The organism is Kitasatospora misakiensis, from assembly GCF_042656005.1.
GTDB classification, from domain to species: domain Bacteria; phylum Actinomycetota; class Actinomycetes; order Streptomycetales; family Streptomycetaceae; genus Kitasatospora; species Kitasatospora misakiensis.
Map to the genome: position 1 here is coordinate 84,576 of NZ_JBHSOF010000032.1, position 16,811 is coordinate 101,386.

At 74.1% G+C, this 16,811-nt stretch carries 14 protein-coding genes and 2 tRNA genes; 8 read left to right on the plus strand and 8 right to left on the minus strand.

Annotated features, from left to right (window positions below; genetic code table 11):
• The first annotated feature begins 322 nt into the window (after positions 1-322).
• The 4 genes from purD (at position 323) to ACFP3U_RS23140 (ending at position 6,612) form a co-directional block, all read left to right on the plus strand.
• On the plus strand, positions 323-1,570 hold the full coding sequence (purD, locus tag ACFP3U_RS23125; protein WP_380227535.1) for a phosphoribosylamine--glycine ligase: 1,248 nt from the start codon (positions 323-325) through the stop codon (positions 1,568-1,570).
• 679 nt (positions 1,571-2,249) lie between these two features.
• On the plus strand, positions 2,250-3,830 hold the full coding sequence (locus ACFP3U_RS23130; RefSeq protein ID WP_380227536.1) for a hypothetical protein: 1,581 nt from the start codon (positions 2,250-2,252) through the stop codon (positions 3,828-3,830).
• Positions 3,831-4,055: 225 nt separating this feature from the next.
• Positions 4,056-5,594, plus strand: coding sequence for a N,N-dimethylformamidase beta subunit family domain-containing protein (locus tag ACFP3U_RS23135; RefSeq protein ID WP_380227537.1), 1,539 nt, complete (start codon positions 4,056-4,058; stop codon positions 5,592-5,594).
• A gap of 118 nt (positions 5,595-5,712) precedes the next feature.
• Positions 5,713-6,612: a phosphoribosylaminoimidazolesuccinocarboxamide synthase gene (locus ACFP3U_RS23140; protein ID WP_380227538.1), complete on the plus strand. Its 900-nt coding sequence runs from the start codon at positions 5,713-5,715 to the stop codon at positions 6,610-6,612.
• 41 nt (positions 6,613-6,653) lie between these two features.
• Here ACFP3U_RS23140 and ACFP3U_RS23145 read toward each other — a convergent pair whose 3' ends face one another.
• From ACFP3U_RS23145 to ACFP3U_RS23175, 7 genes are all read right to left on the minus strand, one after another.
• Positions 6,654-7,274, minus strand: coding sequence for a response regulator (locus ACFP3U_RS23145; protein WP_380227539.1), 621 nt, complete (start codon positions 7,272-7,274; stop codon positions 6,654-6,656).
• A gap of 29 nt (positions 7,275-7,303) precedes the next feature.
• The gene (locus ACFP3U_RS23150; protein ID WP_380227540.1) at positions 7,304-8,521 is read right to left on the minus strand and encodes a sensor histidine kinase; all 1,218 of its coding nucleotides are present in this window, start codon (positions 8,519-8,521) and stop codon (positions 7,304-7,306) included.
• A gap of 125 nt (positions 8,522-8,646) precedes the next feature.
• On the minus strand, positions 8,647-9,504 hold the full coding sequence (locus ACFP3U_RS23155) for an ABC transporter permease (RefSeq protein ID WP_380227541.1): 858 nt from the start codon (positions 9,502-9,504) through the stop codon (positions 8,647-8,649).
• The gene (locus ACFP3U_RS23160; protein ID WP_380227542.1) at positions 9,501-10,505 is read right to left on the minus strand and encodes an ABC transporter ATP-binding protein; all 1,005 of its coding nucleotides are present in this window, start codon (positions 10,503-10,505) and stop codon (positions 9,501-9,503) included. The genes ACFP3U_RS23155 and ACFP3U_RS23160 overlap by 4 nt, the downstream gene beginning before the upstream one ends.
• A 186-nt stretch (positions 10,506-10,691) precedes the next feature.
• Positions 10,692-10,767 (minus strand) — tRNA-Gly (locus ACFP3U_RS23165).
• Between the two features lie 40 nt (positions 10,768-10,807).
• Positions 10,808-10,880: transfer RNA gene (locus tag ACFP3U_RS23170), tRNA-Gly, on the minus strand.
• A gap of 130 nt (positions 10,881-11,010) precedes the next feature.
• Positions 11,011-11,328, minus strand: a complete 318-nt coding sequence (locus tag ACFP3U_RS23175; protein WP_030304494.1) for a histone-like nucleoid-structuring protein Lsr2 — start codon at positions 11,326-11,328, stop codon at positions 11,011-11,013.
• A gap of 464 nt (positions 11,329-11,792) precedes the next feature.
• Between ACFP3U_RS23175 and purS the strand changes: the two genes are divergently transcribed.
• From purS to ACFP3U_RS23195, 4 genes are all read left to right on the plus strand, one after another.
• Positions 11,793-12,047 (plus strand): phosphoribosylformylglycinamidine synthase subunit PurS, encoded by a 255-nt coding sequence (purS, locus tag ACFP3U_RS23180; RefSeq protein WP_030304493.1) that lies wholly within the window; start codon positions 11,793-11,795, stop codon positions 12,045-12,047.
• A complete protein-coding gene (purQ, locus tag ACFP3U_RS23185) occupies positions 12,044-12,721 on the plus strand; it encodes a phosphoribosylformylglycinamidine synthase subunit PurQ (RefSeq protein ID WP_380227543.1) in 678 nt (225 codons plus the stop codon). The genes purS and purQ overlap by 4 nt, the downstream gene beginning before the upstream one ends.
• Entirely contained in the window at positions 12,721-14,976 is a 2,256-nt protein-coding gene (purL, locus tag ACFP3U_RS23190; protein ID WP_380227544.1) for a phosphoribosylformylglycinamidine synthase subunit PurL, read from the plus strand. Before purQ ends, purL begins: the two co-directional genes overlap by 1 nt.
• Before the next feature lie 69 nt (positions 14,977-15,045).
• Complete coding sequence (locus ACFP3U_RS23195; RefSeq protein ID WP_380227545.1) at positions 15,046-15,873, plus strand: sterol carrier family protein; 828 nt, start codon at positions 15,046-15,048, stop codon at positions 15,871-15,873.
• Positions 15,874-15,907: 34 nt separating this feature from the next.
• On the opposite strand, the gene ACFP3U_RS23200 is transcribed toward ACFP3U_RS23195, so the two are convergent.
• A partial coding sequence (locus ACFP3U_RS23200) for a DUF3152 domain-containing protein (RefSeq protein ID WP_380227546.1) occupies positions 15,908-16,811 on the minus strand: 904 nt, incomplete at its 5' end.

Below are 16,811 nucleotides of genomic sequence, written 5' to 3' on the forward strand. Positions count from 1 at the left end.
GGCACCACCGGCGGCCGCCGGTGGTGGTCCAACAGCACTTCTTACCGCCAAATGGCTGACCGTGGGGGCGCTTCACCAATGATCGTTATCTGATTCGGCCACCGGATCCCGTGGTGGGAGGGTTGCGGCGGTCGGCGGGATTTCACCCGTCCGAGCGAGTCGCCGGTGACCCGCTGTCCTGACCCGGGCTCCGCGCGGCGATCACGGGGGGCCCGCGACTGGAGGATCCTCCGAGGCCGTGCGTGTACCCGGGCCCCTCGGCTGTCTCTTCCTACGGGACCGGAGCGCGGCCCGAACCGGCCACCGGCTACCCTTGCGCAGCGTGAAGGTCCTCGTCATCGGCGGCGGCGCCCGCGAACACGCCCTGTGCCGCTCTCTGTCCCAAGATCCCGCCGTCACCGAGCTGCACTGCGCCCCGGGCAACGCCGGGATCGCGCAGGTGGCGACGGTCCACCCGGTCGACCAGCTCGACGGCGCGCAGGTCACCGCGCTCGCCGGGCGGCTCGGCGCCGAACTGGTCGTGGTCGGCCCGGAGGCCCCGCTGGTCGCGGGTGTCGCCGACGCCGTGCGCGCGTCCGGCGTCGCGGTGTTCGGCCCGTCCGCCGAGGCCGCCGAGCTGGAAGGCTCCAAGGCCTTCGCCAAGGACGTGATGGCCGCCGCCGGCGTGCCCACCGCGCGCTCCTACGTCTGCACCACCGCCGCCGAGGCCGCCGAGGCCCTGGACGCCTTCGGCGCGCCGTACGTGGTCAAGGACGACGGCCTGGCCGCCGGCAAGGGCGTCGTGGTCACCTCCGACCGCGAGGAGGCGCTGGCCCACGCCGCGGCCTGCGAGCGCGTGGTGATCGAGGAGTACCTGGACGGCCCCGAGGTCTCGCTGTTCGCGATCACCGACGGCGTGACCGTCCTCCCGCTCCAGCCCGCCCAGGACTTCAAGCGCGCGCTGGACGGCGACCAGGGCCCCAACACCGGCGGCATGGGCGCCTACTCGCCGCTGCCCTGGGCCCCCGAGGGCCTGGTCGAGGACGTCCTGGCGACCGTGCTGCAGCCGACCGTGGACGAGCTGCGCCGCCGCGGCACGCCGTTCTCCGGCCTGCTCTACGCGGGCCTGGCGCTGACCTCGCGCGGCACCCGGGTGATCGAGTTCAACGCCCGCTTCGGCGACCCGGAGACCCAGGTCGTGCTGGCCCGGCTGCGCACCCCGCTGGCCGGCGTACTGCACGCCTCGGCCACCGGCACGCTGGACCAGCTGGAGCCGCTGCGCTGGGACGAGGGCGCTGCGGTCACCGTGGTGATCGCCGCCGAGGGCTACCCGGCCGCGCCGCGCACCGGCGACCCGATCGAGGGCCTCGCCGAGGCGGAGGCCGAGGACGGCACCGCGTACGTGCTGCACGCCGGGACGAAGGCGGACGCGGACGGCCGGGTGCTGAGCGCCGGCGGCCGGGTGCTGTCCGTCACCGCGACCGGCGCCGACCTCGCCGAGGCGCGGGACCGGGCCTACCGGTCGGTCGAGCGGATCTCGCTGGCCGGCGGCCAGCACCGCGGGGACATCGCGCTGAAGGCCGCGCAGTAGCGGCCGCGCACTCCCGTTCCGTCCCCCGGGCCCCCGGCGCGCGATCCGCGCGCCGGGGGTTCGGGCGTTTCCGGCCCGCGCCGCCCGGCCCCGTATCCCGACGCCCCGGTGCCGTCTCGCCCAACCCCGTCCCGCGAACCCCGTCCCGCGAACCCCGTCCCGCGAACCCCCGCCGACCCCCGCGGACAACCCCCATGGACGCAGCGCGCCCCGGCGTTTCGGGGGCGGGTGGGGCGGGAGCGGCGCCCGGGGACGCCACACCGTTCGGTCGCCGGAATCCAGCCCATCGAGTGACAGCGCCCGCATCCGGCTGACGTAACCGGCTGCCCGGCCTTATGGTGCGCTGGACCACGGCGCCACCGGCCGGGCCGTTTCCGGCCGCCGCCGGGTAGCGGCGGTCGCGCGGGGGGATGCTGGACGGCGTCCGGCCGGACCGGACCCGCCGGGCGTCGCCCGGGGGCGGTCGTCCGGAATTCGGGCGGCGTCACCGGGACGAGTGGAAACCGGGGCGATCCGGAACACCCACCCGGACACCGGCGTCGAACATGTCATAAGCGCCACGCAGCATGTACTACCGGGGCTCGGACACCACCGTTTCCCGGTCGGACCTGATCGTTTCGAATCGGCTCAGGGCCCCGTCGCCGGGCGCCCGAGGGCTCCGAAGGGGGTGCCGCACCGTATGGCCGCTGTCGACACCGCGCGCGCTCATGCCCAGGCGATCCTGCGGATCCGGGGTCTCGCCCTGGCCGCCGCCGCGCTGCCCGCCGCCACCGCGGTGGTGCTGCTCGCCGGCCGGTTCACCGGCCGGATCGGCGCCCCCGGCTCCCCCGACGCCGTCGGCTGGGACCTCGCCCGCTGGGCGGTCTGCGCGGTCGCCGCGCTCACCCTGCTGGTGGCCGGCCTGGCCGCCCGCGCGTACCGCCGGGCCGTCCCGCCGCAGACCCCGGCCGTGCCGCTGGACCGCGCCCAGGCCCCCGAGCTGTACCGGCTGATCGCCGAGCTGGCCGACCGCCTGGAGGTCCCCGCGCCCTCCGCCGTGGCGCTCACCCCGGACTGCGACAGCTGGCTGGAGGAGGTGCCCGCGCCGCGGCCCCGCCGCTCCCGGGCCGCCGGCCACGAGCCGACCGCTCCGGTCCTGGTCATCGGCTCGCCCTTCCTCTGGTGGATGCGCGCCGGCGAGCTGCGCGCCCTGCTCGCCCCGGTGGTGGCCGGCACCGCGGCCGCCGCCGACCCGGAGATCGCCGCCGCCCGCCGCTTCCTGCGCGCGCTGGACGCCAGCCTGGACGCCGACCCCGCCGCCGGCCTGCCGGGCGCCGCCCCCGGGTCCGGCGCCCTGCGCCCGCTGCGCCGCGGCCCGGCCGCGCTCACCGACCGGATCACCGACGGCATCACCCGCCGGCTGCTGGGCGCCTGTCGCGAGTACGCCGCCGAGCTGGAGCGCTCCGTCGCCGGCTGGGCCTCCGAGCAGGCCCGCGGCGTCGACTACGGCCTGCGGATCGCCGCCCAGGAGCAGGTCGGCCTCGCCTACGCGGGCTGGGACCGGCTGCTCACCCGGGTCGCGCTGCCCGCCTGGCGGCTCGGCCGGCACCCCGCGCACCTCAACGCCGGCGTGGTCGCCGCGCTCACCGAGCTCTCCCGGCGCGACCGGCTGGCCGACGGCTACGGCAACCGGCTCGGCGACCGCCCGGCCTGCGACCTGCTGGAGGAGCCCGGCTCGGTGGACGCCGCGGTCTCCCGGCTCGCCGCCGAGCTGTTCTTCGGCGCACCCGCCGCCGGTGGCTGGCGCGAGCTGGAGTGGGTCGACTACCCGGCCGAGGTGGTGGACGCCGGCTGGCGGGCCCGCGCCGCCGCCCTGCAGTCCGCGCTGGACCTGCTCGCCCCGCAGGCCCGCCCCGGCGCCCCGACGCTGACCAGGCTGCTGGGCCGGCTGGCCGACGGCGACGGCGAGCGGCTGGCCGCCGCGCTCGCCGCCCAGCTGGCCCGCACCACCGCGCCCGCGCCGCTGCTCGAACCGGTCCGGTCCGGGCGGGACGTGCTGGTCGACCACGTCACCGCGATGGTCTGCTGCGCCGCCGTGGACACCGCGGGCGCCGTCCCCGGGCTGGACTGGCTGGACGGCCCGGTCCTGCTGCTCGGCGGGGTCCGCCGTACCGACCTCGCCGAGCCGGTCGCCCAGGCCGTCGAGCAGGGCCAGGACGGGCCGCTGCGGGCCTGGCTGGACGCCGCGGACGTCCGGCTGGAGAAGCCCGTCCGGCTCTGACCGGCCCCTCGGGGGCGCGAGCCCCGGCGGTGAGCGCCCCCGGACGGACCGGCCGCCCCGGGTCTTCGCAGGCCGGAGGCCCTCCGTCCGGCGGGCCGGAAGATTCCCGCCACTAGTTGCTACCGTGGGGTGACGCAGCGCCAGCGCGGTGTGGTGTATTAGACCGCACGCACATCCGGGAGGCACATGCCAACCGGAACGGAGGTGCACCTGGGAGGGGCGCGCGTGGGGACCGAACTCAACCGCCGCTGGGAGTCCGGGACGCACGCGCACAGCGTCTCCGACCCCTTCGGCCAGGGCCCGCTGCCCTGGCTGCGCAGTCCGGACCAGTACGTCGCCGGCACCGAGGGCGACGTCCCCTGGTACGTCTCGGTGGACGCCCCCGGGCAGCGCCCGCTGGCCGCCGGGGTGCGCGGCAGACCCCCGGTCGGCAGCCCGCTCAGCGCCAACGACGAGGAACAGCAGATCAAGGGCTTCGCCTCGGCCGGGGTGGTCCGGCCCGGCGGCTCGGTGGATCTCAGGGTCACCGTCAACCCGCCCCGCGAGTTCACCGTCGACGTCTACCGGATCGGCCACTACGCGGGCGACGGCGCCCACCACATGACGTCCAGTCCGCTGATCGCCGGCATGGTCCAGCCCGCCCCGATGGTGGTCGGCCGGACCGTCTCCTGCCACCACTGGTGGCACACCTGGCGGCTGCAGATCCCGCAGCACTGGCGGCCCGGCGCGTACGTCGCCGTGCTCACCACCGCCGACATGCTGCACCGCAGCCACATCCCGTTCACCGTCCGGGACTTCGAGGACCAGAACCGCGCCGCAGAGCTGCTGCTGGTGGTCCCCGACGTGACCTGGCAGGCGTACAACCTCTTCCCCGAGGACGGCCGCAGCGGCGCCAGCCTCTACCACGCCTGGGACGGCGGCCGACTGGTCGGCGAGCCCGAGGCGGCCGTCACCGTCTCCTTCGACCGGCCGCACGCCACCGCCGGGCTCCCGCTGCACGTCGGCCACGCCTACGACTTCATCCGCTGGGCCGAGCGCTACGGCTACGACCTCTCCTACGCCACCGCCACCGATCTGCACGCCGGACTGGTCGACGCCTCCCGGCACAAGGCGCTGATCTTCCCCGGCCACGACGAGTACTGGTCCGAGCCGATGCGCCGCGCCGTCGAACGGGCCCGGGACGGCGGCACCTCGCTGGTCTTCCTCTCCGCCAACACCATGTACTGGCGGGTCGAGCTGAGCCCCGGCCCCTCCGGCGAGCCGCACCGGATGCTGAACTGCCGCAAGCGCCAGAAGGTCGGACCGGGCAGCCCGGCCGCCGGGGTGCCGGGCGCCGCCAGCGCGCTCTGGCGCGACGCCGGCGAGCCCGAGCAGCACCTGCTCGGGCTGCAGTACTCCGGCCGGGTCGCCGCGCCCGTCCCGCTGGTCGCCCGGCACACCGCGCACTGGCTCTGGGACGGCACCGGCGTCCAGGAGGGCGAGGAGCTGCCCGGGCTGGTGGCCGGTGAGGCGGACCGCTACTACCCCAAGGTCGCGCTGCCCGAGCACACCGAGCGGGTGCTGCTCGCCCACTCCCCGTACCGGGACCCTTCGGGCCGCACCCGGCACCAGGAGACCTCGCTCTACCGGGCGCCCAGCGGCGCGTACGTCTTCGCCTCCGGCACCTTCGCCTGGTCGCCCGCGCTGAACCGCCCGGGGCTCACCGACGAACGGATCCAGCGGGCCACCGCCAACCTGCTGGACCGCCTGTGCAAGAACGGCTGAGCCTCCCCCGGCGGGGTCCGGTCCGGGGGCGGGGCGGGTGGCCATGACAGACTCGACCCCAGTGACCTCCCCTTTCGCGCCCCACGCCCGCGAACGACCCCTGAGGACTGAGACGATCTTGAGCGGATTTGTCACCAAGCCCGAGCCGGTCCAGGTACCCGGCCTGGTCCACCTGCACACCGGCAAGGTGCGCGACCTGTACCGCGCCGAGTCGGGCGACCTGGTGATGGTCGCCAGCGACCGCACCTCGGCCTACGACTGGGTGCTGCCCAACGAGATCCCGGACAAGGGCCGCATCCTCACCCAGCTCTCGCTGTGGTGGTTCGAGCGGATCGCCGACATCGTGCCCAACCACGTGATCTCCACCGAGGTCCCGGCCGGCGCCCCCGCCGACTGGAAGGGCCGCACCCTGGTCTGCCGCAGCCTGGAGATGGCGCCGGTGGAGTGCGTGGCCCGCGGCTACCTGGCCGGCTCCGGCCTGGAGGAGTACCGCGCCTCCCGCACCGTCTGCGGCATCGCCCTGCCCGAGGGCCTGGTCGACGGCTCCGAGCTGCCCGCCCCGATCTACACCCCCGCCCTCAAGGCCGAGGTCGGCGAGCACGACGAGAACGTCTCCTACGAGGAGACCGCCCGCCGGGTCGGCGCCGAGCTGGCCAACCGGCTCCGCCGGACCACCCTGGACGTCTACGCCCGGGCCCGCGACATCGCCCGCGACCGCGGCATCGTCCTGGCCGACACCAAGTTCGAGTTCGGCCTGCTGGACGGCGAGCTGGTGATCGGCGACGAGGTGCTCACCTCGGACTCCTCGCGCTTCTGGCCGGCCGACGAGTGGGAGCCCGGCCACCCCCAGCCCTCGTTCGACAAGCAGATCATCCGCGACTGGCTGACCTCCCCGGCCTCCGGCTGGGACCGCAGGAGCGAGCAGCCGCCGCCGGAGCTGCCCGCCGAGGTCGTCGAGAAGGTCCGCGCCAAGTACGTCGAGGCCTACGAGCGGCTGACCGGCCTCAGCTGGGTCTAGGCCCTGTCCGAGCCCGGACGGAACGCCCGCGGGCCCGGCGGTCAGATCCAGCCGTGCTCGCGGGCGATCCGCACCGCCGCGTGCCGGTTCTCCGCGTTCAGCTTGGCCGCCGCGGAGGACAGGTAGTTGCGCACGGTGCCCTGGGAGAGCGCGGCGCGCGCGGCGATCTCGGCGATCGAGGTGCCGTCGGCGGCCAGCTCCAGCACATCGGTCTCGCGCGGGGTCAGCGGTGTCTCCCCCGCGGCGATCGCGTCCGCCGCCAGCTCCGGGTCCACGTACCGGCCGCCGGCCCGGACGGTCCGGATGATCCCCGCCAGGTCGGCCGCCGAGACGGTCTTCGGCAGGAAGCCCCGGATGCCGACCTCCAGCGCCCGCTTCAGATAGCCGGGGCGGCCGTGGCCGGTGACGATCATGCAGCGGCAGTCCGGCAGCAGCGTGCGCAGCCGGGTGGCCACCTCGATCCCGTCCAGGCCGGGCATCTGGAGGTCCAGCACCGCGATGTCCGGCCGGTGCGCCTCGGCCATCGCCAGCGCCTCCGGGCCGGAGGCGGCCTGGGCGACCACGGCGATGTCCTCCTCCAGGGCGAGCAGCGCGGCGAGCGCGCCGCGGATGAGGTGCTCGTCGTCGGCGAGCAGGACGCGGACGGGCGTGGTGTCGGTCATCGGCGGGCCTTCCGTACGTACGGCGGGGATCAGAGCGGGACGCTGGCGAGCAGTCGGAAGACGCCGGGCCCGGCGTCCGGGACGGTCAGCTCGCCGTCGTGGGCGGCGAGCCGCTCACGCAGGCCGCGCAGGCCGGTCCCGCCGCCCTGGGAGGGCAGCGGTACGGCCGGCACCCCGTCGTTCTCCAGCTCCAGCACCGCCCGGCCGGCCTCCCGGTGGAGCCTGATCGAGCAGCGGCCCGCCTCGCTGTGCCGCAGCACGTTGGTGGTGGCCTCGCGGATCACCCAGCCGAGCACCGACTGGACGGACGCGGGCAGCTCGTCGGCGTCCTCGCCGAGGTTGATCTCGCAGGCCACGTCGGCGGAGCGGAGCACCGCGCGGGCGCCGACCGCCTCGGCGTGCAGGGCCGCCGTGCGGTAGCCGCGGATCACGTCCCGCACCTCGCGCTGGGACTCCTGGGCGATCTGCTGGACCTCGGCCATCTGCTCGGCGGCCTCCGGACGGCCGCGCCGGGCCAGCTGGACGGCCAGCTCGCTCTTGAGCGCGATGGTGGTGAGGTTGCGGCCCATCACGTCGTGCAGGTCGCGGGAGAAGCGCAGCCGCTCCTCGGCGACGGCCAGCCGGGCCTGGGCCTCGCGGGCGGCGTCCAGCTCCCAGACCACCGACTGGAGCCAGGCGAAGCTGCGGCAGCTGCAGCCGATGAAGATCATCGCCACTCCGGTGCCGACCAGCAGCCCGGTCGTGGTGCCCGGGGCGGCGCCGGCCAGCAGCATCGCGGGGGCGACGGCCAGCAGTGCGGCGGCTCCGGCGAGCGCCGCCCGGCGGGGCGGCAGCCCGACCGAGGCCGGGCCGAAGGCGGAGAAGAGCATGGTGCTGGTGATGGGGTGGGTGAACACCACCTCCTCCGTGCCCGGCGCCGAGCCGACCCGGGGGCCGAGCAGCAGCAGCACCCAGGAGCCGGCCACCGCGATGCCGCCGTTGACGGCGAGCCACCGCAGGTGGTCGGTGGGCCGGTTCAGGTAGTGGTCCAGCGAGGTGCGGTAGGCGCGCAGGGTGACCAGGGTGAGGGCGAGGCCGATCACCAGGGCGACCCGGGAGGCCGGCTCCCGGCCGACCTCCTGGTCGGAGGAGTTGATCAGCAGCGCCACCGGCAGCGGGGCGAGCGCCATCAGGTAGAGCGACCAGCGGAGGTAGAGCTCGGAGCGCTGGGGCTTGGAGGAGTCCCGCCACCTGCGCACCGGATTCACGACACCCACCTGTTCCGCCCCCCGTTTTTCCAAGATCGTGCTGCGGTCTTCCTATCAGAGGCCGGACGGCGCGCGGGCCCCCGTGTCCGGATCGGGACCGGGGGCCGGCGGGGCCGGGGCGGGGCTCAGCGGCGCGGCTCCCAGCGGAAGTACCGGACGGCGCCCCAGACCGCGAGGGCGAGCCAGACGCCCCCGGTGACCAGGTGCGGAGCGGCGGTGGCCCAGCTGCCGGCGAACCCGGTCGGGGCCTCGGAGCCGTCGGTGCCGAACCAGCCCACCCGGACCAGCTGGAAGGCCGGGGTGGTGGGCAGCAGCCGGCAGATGTCGGCGACCCGATCCGGCATGACCTCCAGCGGGACGAACAGGCCGGAGCCGAACTGGGTGAGCAGCAGGACGGGCATGGTGGTGATGCCGGCGCTCTCCACGGTCCGGGTGAAGGCGCTGGAGACGGCGGCCAGCGCCATCAGCGTCGCCACCACCAGGGCCAGGCCGACGACCAGCAGCAGCGGGTTGACCGGGGCGCTCAGGTGCAGCGCGGAGGCGCCGACGCCGCCGATCACCGCGCACATCAGCAGGGCCAGGCCGACCGAGGGGACGGCGGTGCCGGCCAGGATCTCGATGTCCCGGGCCTCGCCGGTGCGCAGCCGCTTGAGCACCAGCTCGCCGCGGCGGGCCACATAGGCGGCGGTCAGGTTGTAGTAGACGACGAAGGCCAGCACCATGCCGACCGCGCCGTTGACCATCAGCGAGTCGACGTCCAGGCCGGGGGTGGTCTCGGCCTGCTGGTCGAGGACGTTCTTCAGCCCGCCGATCAGGAGCAGCGGCAGCAGGACGGCGGTGAACAGGGCGGTCCGGTTGCGGAGCAGCAGGATCCCCTCGGCCCGGCCGAGGGCGAGCAGCCGGCGGGCGGTGGTGCTCCGCGGCCCGACGCTCTGCGGACCGGTGTGCTGAGGACCAGCGGTGGTGGTGGCGGCGGTGGTCATCGGGCGAGTCCGATCAGCTTGCGGCGGGCGGGGGGAGCGGCGGGGGTGTCGGCCGGGGGCTGGTGGGCGGCCTCGGAGGCGATGGCCAGGAAGGCCTCCTCCAGCGAGGCGCTGCGGGCGTCGAGGGCGTCGAGGGCGATCCCGTGCCGGTCGGCCCAGCCGAGCAGCTCGGTGAGGGTGGCCTGGAGCCGGGGCGTCTGGACGGTGATCCTCCGGCCGTCGACGGTCACCGTGGCGCCGGCCAGCGGCGGGAGCGAGGTGCCGTTGAAGGCGGGGAGCTCGAAGGTGATCCGGGACGGGCGCCCGGCGATCACCTCAGACACCGTGCCGGCCACGACGATCTGTCCGCCGTGCATGATCGCCAGCCGGTCGGCCAGCTCCTCGGCCTCCTCCAGGTAGTGCGTGGTGAGCAGCACCGTGGTGCCCTGGGCGCGCAGTTCGCGGACCAGCCGCCAGACGGCGGCGCGGGCCTCCGGGTCGAGGCCGGTGCTCGGCTCGTCCAGGAACAGCACCTCGGGCCGGCCGAGCAGGGCCATCGCCAGGTCGAGGCGGCGGCGCTCGCCGCCGGAGAGCTGCTTGACCCGGACGTTACGGCGGTGGCCGAGGTCGACCAGTTCCAGCGCCTCGTCCAGCGGTCGGGCGTAGCTGGTGGTGCCGGCCCAGGCGCGGCCGGTCTCGGCGACGGTGAGGTCGCCGGGGAAACCGCCCTCCTGGAGCATGATGCCGATCCGGGGCCGGACGGCGGCCCGCTCGTGGTGCGGGTCGTGCCCGAGCACCCGGACCCTGCCCTCGGTCGGGGCGGCGAGGCCCTCGATCAGCTCCATGGTGGAGGTCTTGCCGGCCCCGTTGGTGCCCAGCAGGGCGAACAGCTCGCCGCGGCCGACGGTCAGGTCGACGCCGCGGACGGCGTGGTAGCGACCGCTGCCGGTGCCGTAGTGGCGGTGCAGGTCGGTGACCTCGATCACGTGGTCGCCGGCGGGGTGGGGCTGGCTCGTTTCCATGCCTCAAGCCTTCCGCCGCCCGGGCCCCGCGGGCAGTGCGCGGTCTCATCGGAACGCGGTGCGGATCCACGGGTCGGCGATGACAAATGTCATGGGTACGGCCCGGAATCGCTCGGCTACCGGTCGGCCGGAATACCGGAGCGGGAAACGCCGAAGGGCCCTCTCGACCGAGAGGACCCTTCGTACTGGAGCGGACGACGAGATTCGAACTCGCGACCCTCACCTTGGCAAGGTGATGCTCTACCAACTGAGCCACGTCCGCAGGATGGAACTATTGAGTTGTGCTGTGCTCGCACACTGCGAGCGGACGACGAGATTCGAACTCGCGACCCTCACCTTGGCAAGGTGATGCTCTACCAACTGAGCCACGTCCGCCTGGTGCCTTGTGGGGCACCCGCCGCCTCTTCGGATCTCTCCGTTGCGGCGACGAGGAATACTCTACAGCATCCGAAGGGGTGGTCGCCCCACCCTTCTGCTGCGGGCGGGACGACCGGGGCCGGGGCGGTCAGTTCGCCTCGGCGAAGGCCTCGTAGACGTGCTTCGGGATACGGCCGCGGGCGGGCAGCTCCATGCCGCGGGACTGGGCCCAGGCGCGCACGGCGGCCGGGTCCGGGGTCAGGGCGGTCCGGCGGAAGGACTTTCCGGTACGGCTCTGGCGGCGGCCGGCCGCGACGAACGGGGCGAGGGCCTCCCGCAGCTTTTCCGCGTTGTCCACGGACAAATCGATCTCGTACGACTTCCCGTCGACGCCGAAGTGGACGGTTTCTGCGGCGGCGCCGCCGTCCAGGTCGTCGGAGAGCGTGACAACTACACGCTGAGCCATGGGTGTCAATCCTCTCGGGCAATTCGACCGCAGGGCGCGGGTGCGCTCCGGGGCCTGATGTGCACCCTTCGCGCAAGCGCATACGGGCAGGCCGGATGGCCGTGCCGGATACGCAGCACTTGTCGCGGCAGGTGGCCCTATTCTGCACCCGAAGCGGGGAGAAATCGAAGAGTCCGGCTTTCTTTTCCGGATATTCACGTGTCTTCGCCGGGTGCCGGATACCGGTGCACTCGGCTGGCCGATCTGTCCGGAGTGCCGGTATTCGGGTGCTCTTCGGTGGTTCTCGTGGGGGTCCAGGAATCCGGTGAAAAGGGGCACCGGGCGGGGGGCGGCCGCCGCCCGGAGGCCTTGCGGCGTAAGGGGCGTGGGTCTACGCGCGTCACCATCCCCGGCCAGCAATCCCGCCCGAAACCCCCGGTAGTCTGGAGTTCCCCCGCCTCACGAAGACACCACCGGGAGTGCCAGTGGCACGCGTCGTAGTCGACGTCATGCTCAAGCCGGAGATCCTCGACCCCCAGGGACAGGCGGTGCAGCGCGCACTGCCCCGTCTCGGATTCACCGGGATCGCCGACGTCCGCCAGGGCAAGCGTTTCGAGCTGGAGCTGGAGGGCCCGGTCGACGACGCCGCGCTCGCCCGTATCCGCGAAGCCGCCGAGACCTTTCTCGCCAACACCGTGATCGAGGACTTCACCGTCCGCGTCGAGGAGGAGGGCAAGTGACCACCCGCGTCGGCGTCGTCACTTTCCCCGGCTCCCTCGACGACCGCGACGCCCGTCGCGCGGTCCGCCTCGCCGGCGCGGAGCCGGTCGAGCTCTGGCACCGTGACAAGGATCTCCACCAGGTCGACGCGGTCGTCCTGCCGGGCGGATTCAGTTACGGCGACTATCTGCGCTGCGGCGCGATCTCCCGGTTCTCGCCGGTGATGGAGACCGTCATCGAGCAGGCCCGCCAGGGAATGCCGGTTCTCGGTATCTGCAACGGCTTCCAGGTGCTGTGCGAATCGCACCTGCTGCCCGGGGCGCTCACCCGCAACGACTCGCTGCACTTCGTCTGCCGCGACCAGAAGCTGCGGATCGAGAACAACGGCACCGCCTGGACCCGGGATTACGCCCCCGGGCAGGAAATCGTGGTCCCGTTGAAGAACGGTGAGGGCCGCTTCGTCGCGGACGCGCGCGTCCTGGACGAGCTGGAGGCCGAGGGCCGGGTGGTCGCCCGGTACCTGGACGTCAACCCCAACGGTTCGTACCGTGACATCGCCGGCGTCACCAACGCCGCCGGCAATGTCGTCGGTCTGATGCCGCACCCCGAGCACGCCGTGGAGCCGCTCACCGGTCCCACCACCGAGGGCCTGGGCTTCTTCACTTCCGTCCTGAAGCAGCTGGTGAACGCCTGATGAGCCTCGACACCGTCAAGAACGCCGAGCAGACCCCGGACGCCGCCCAGCCCTGGGCCGAACTCGGCCTCAAGGAGGACGAGTACGCGCGGATCCGGGAGATTCTCGGCCGCCGCCCGACCGGCGCGGAACTCGCCATGTACTCGGTCATGTGGTCCGAGCACTGTTCGTACAAGAGCTCCAAGGTCCACCTGAAGCAGTTCGGCGAGAAGAAGCCCGAGACGGACGCGATGCTCGTCGGCATCGGCGAGAACGCCGGTGTGGTCGACGTCGGCCAGGGCTACGCGGTCACCTTCAAGGTCGAGTCGCACAACCACCCGTCGTACATCGAGCCCTACCAGGGCGCGGCCACCGGCATCGGCGGCATCGTCCGCGACATCCTGGCGATGGGCGCCCGCCCGGTCGCCGTGATGGACCCGCTGCGGTTCGGCGCGGCCGACCACCCGGACACCCGGCGCGTGCTGCCCGGGATCGTCGCGGGCATCGGCGGCTACGGCAACTGCCTGGGCCTGCCGAACATCGGCGGCGAGGTCGTCTTCGACTCCTGCTACCAGGGCAACCCGCTGGTCAACGCGCTGTGCGTGGGCGTCATGAAGCACGAGGACATCCACCTCGCGCAGGCCTCCGGCGCCGGCAACAAGGTCATCCTGTACGGCGCCCGCACCGGTGGCGACGGCATCGGCGGCGTCTCGGTGCTCGCCTCCGAGACCTTCGACGACACCAAGCCGACCAAGCGCCCGGCGGTCCAGGTCGGCGACCCGTTCCAGGAGAAGCTCCTCATCGAGTGCACCCTGGAGATCTTCCGCGAGAAGCTCGTCAAGGGCATCCAGGACCTCGGCGGCGCCGGGCTCTCCTGCGCCACCTCCGAGCTGGCCTCGGCCGGCTCCGGCGGCATGCGGATCGACCTCGACACCGTGCACCTGCGCGACCACACGCTCTCGCCGGAGGAGATCCTCATGAGCGAGTCGCAGGAGCGCATGTGCGCCATCGTCGAGCCCGAGAAGGTCGCCCGCTTCCTGGAGATCTGCGAGAAGTGGGACGTCATCGCCAACGTGATCGGTGAGGTCACCGACGGCGAGCGCCTGGAGATCTTCTGGCACGGCGAGCTCGTGGTGGACGTGCCGCCGCGCACCGTCGCCCACGAGGGCCCGACCTACCAGCGCCCGTACGCCCGCCCGAGCTGGCAGGACGCGCTGCAGGCCGACGCCCCGACCGGCGAGCGGCTGGCCCGCCCGGCCACCGGCGAGGGCCTCAAGGCCGACCTGCTGAAGCTCGCCTCGCACCCGAACCAGGCCTCCAAGTCCTGGATCACCGACCAGTACGACCGCTACGTGCTCGGCAACACCGTGCTGTCGGTCGGCGAGGACTCGGGCATGATCCGGATCGACGAGGAGACCAACCTCGGCGTCTCGGTCGCCACCGACGGCAACGGCCGCTACACCAAGCTGGACCCGTACACCGGTGCCCAGCTGGCCCTCGCCGAGGCGTACCGCAACGTCGCGGCCGGCGGTGCCAAGCCGCTCGCCGTCTCGGACTGCCTCAACTTCGGCTCCCCCGAGGACCCGGACGTGATGTGGCAGTTCGCCGAGGCCACCCGCGGTCTGGCCGACGCCTGCCTGACCCTCGGCACCCCGGTGACCGGCGGCAACGTCTCGCTGTACAACCAGACCGGCGAGGTCGCCATCCACCCGACCCCGGTGGTCGCGGTGCTCGGCGTCATCGACGACGTCACCCGCCGCACCCCGGTGGCCTTCGCCGAGGAGGGGCAGCTGCTCTACCTGCTCGGCGACACCGAGGACGAGCTGGGCGGCTCGGCCTGGTCGCAGGCGGTCCACGAGCACCTGGGCGGCCTGCCGCCCAAGGTCGACCTGGAGCGTGAGCGCCTGCTCGGCGACATCCTGATCGCCGGCTCGCGCGACGGCATGATCGACGCCGCGCACGACCTCTCCGACGGCGGCCTGGGCCAGGCCCTGGTGGAGAGCTGCCTCAAGGGCGGCCACGGTGCCCGGATCGTCGTGCCCGAGGGCATGGACCCGTTCGTGTTCCTGTTCTCCGAGTCGGCCGGCCGCGCCGTCGTGGCGGTGCCGCGCAGCGAGGAGCTCCGGTTCAACGACATGTGCACCGCGCGGGGCCTGCCGGCCACCCGGATCGGTGTGGTCGACGGCGACACCCTGGACGTCCAGGGCCAGTTCACCGTCTCGCTCGCGGAGCTGAAGGACGCCCACACCGGCGTCATCGAGGCCCTGCTGGCCTGATCGGCGATGCTCCCCGAGGGGCGGACGGTTCCAACCGGAACGTCCGCCCCTCGGCGTATGTTGGGCCCCATGCCTCCCAAGTCCCGTACCTACCAGCCCGCGAAGGTGCGCGCCGCGCTCGCCGGGCAGATCGACGCGCTGAGCGATGCCGTGCGGCTGCTCTGCGCCCGGCCGGACGCCGAGGAGCTGCTCGACCGGCCGACCCGGCTGGGGGAGTGGCGGGTGCGCGAGCTGATCGCGCACCTCGCCGTCCAGATCGACTGGGTGCCGGCGCACATCGATGACCCGCTGGAGGGCCGGCCTCCGCTGGACCTGCTGCGGTGGGTCGCGCGGGTCGGGACCGTCGCCCCGCTGCTCGACGAGCAGGCCAGGGAGAAGGCGGCCGGCGAGTTCGGCGGCGATCCGGCCGCGGTGGCGGCGGCCTTCCGGGAGGCCGTGGCGAGGCTGGCCCTCGTCCTGGCCCGGGCCGACCACACGGACCCGGCCAGGCGGTTCGAGATCCGGCTCGGCTCGATGCTGCTCACCGACATGTGGGTGACCCGGCTGGTGGAGACGGTCGTGCACGCCGACGACCTGGCCGACGCGCTCGGCCTCGCGGACTTCCCGCACGACCGGCAGGCGGTCGCCGCCGTCACCCGGCTGCTCGCCGACGCCTTCGCCGAGCAGGCGCCCGGCGGCGCGGTCGAGCTGCGGGTGCCGCCGTACGCGGTGGTGCAGGCCGTCGAGGGGCCCCGGCACACCCGGGGCACCCCGCCGAACGTGGTCGAGACCGACCCGTTGACCTGGATCCGGCTGGCCACCGGCCGCACCGACTGGGCGGCCGCGGTCGACGCCGCCGCGCTGTCGGCCAGTGGCGAGCGCAGCGATCTGCGGGCGTACCTGCCGGTGCTGGGCTGAGCCCCCGGGGGTGCTTCAGGGGCTCGGGGCCGGCTCAGGGGACGGCGGGGCCGCTCAGGTAGGTGCCCTCGGCGCTGTACGGCCAGGCGTTGGACTTGCAGCCCTTGAGGCCGTAGATCTGCTGCATCATCGCGGGCGCCGGCTTGCCGGGGCCCGGGCAGGTCTCGTGGCCGTGGCCGATCCGGTGGCCGACCTCGTGGTTGATCACCAGGGCCCGGTACTCGTCGATCGGGCCGTCGAACTGGGGTGAACCGGAGGTCCAGCGCTTGACGTTGACCAGGACCTGGTTGCCGACGTTGCAGTTCACCTCGCCGCGGGTGTCCAGTCCGGCGGCGCCGCAGATCCGGTCCACGGTGGCGGCGGAGGCGATCTTCACGGTGAAGTCGTAGGTGCCGCCGGAGACCAGCTGGAAGCCGTTCCTACGGTCGTTGGTCCAGCCGCGCTTGTCGGCGAGGATGCCCTGGATCTGGGCGGCGGAGGCCGCCGGGTCGACGCCGATGCCGTCCTCGACCTCGACCCGGTAGCGGCGGACGGTGCCCCGGCCGACCGGGTCGGCGGAGCCCTGGGCGACGGTGAAGGCGCCGGTGCCCTTGGCGGGCGGGCTCTCCGGCGCGCCCGGCGCGGGCTCGGCCGGCTGCGGCGCGGCCGGTGGCGGGGTGGCCGTCGGGGGCTGGGCCGGGGGCGGTGTCGCCGGGGCGGCGGTGGTCGCGGGAGCGGGAGCAGCGGGAGCAGCGGGAGAGGCGGGGGCGGGTGCACCGTCCGGCGGGGCGACCCGGGCCTGCGTGGTCCGTTCGCCGCCGGGCAGCGCGTCCGGGCGGTTCAGGACGACCAGGGTGCCGCCGAGGATCACCACGGCGGCGACCAGGGCGGTGAGCATGCCGCGATCCGGCCGGCGGCGGCGCGGGCGCCGGCGGCGGTGGCGGGCCGCCCGGCCGCCG

Coding starts and splice junctions, on each gene's coding strand:
- ACFP3U_RS23130 (WP_380227536.1), top strand. CDS start 2,250: ATGGCCGCTGTCGACACCGCGCGCGCTCATGCCCAGGCGATCCTGCGG.
- ACFP3U_RS23145 (WP_380227539.1), bottom strand. CDS start 7,274: ATGACCGACACCACGCCCGTCCGCGTCCTGCTCGCCGACGACGAGCAC.
- ACFP3U_RS23155 (WP_380227541.1), bottom strand. CDS start 9,504: ATGACCACCGCCGCCACCACCACCGCTGGTCCTCAGCACACCGGTCCG.
- ACFP3U_RS23160 (WP_380227542.1), bottom strand. CDS start 10,505: ATGGAAACGAGCCAGCCCCACCCCGCCGGCGACCACGTGATCGAGGTC.
- ACFP3U_RS23175 (WP_030304494.1), bottom strand. CDS start 11,328: ATGGCTCAGCGTGTAGTTGTCACGCTCTCCGACGACCTGGACGGCGGC.
- purL (WP_380227544.1), top strand. CDS start 12,721: ATGAGCCTCGACACCGTCAAGAACGCCGAGCAGACCCCGGACGCCGCC.
- ACFP3U_RS23195 (WP_380227545.1), top strand. CDS start 15,046: ATGCCTCCCAAGTCCCGTACCTACCAGCCCGCGAAGGTGCGCGCCGCG.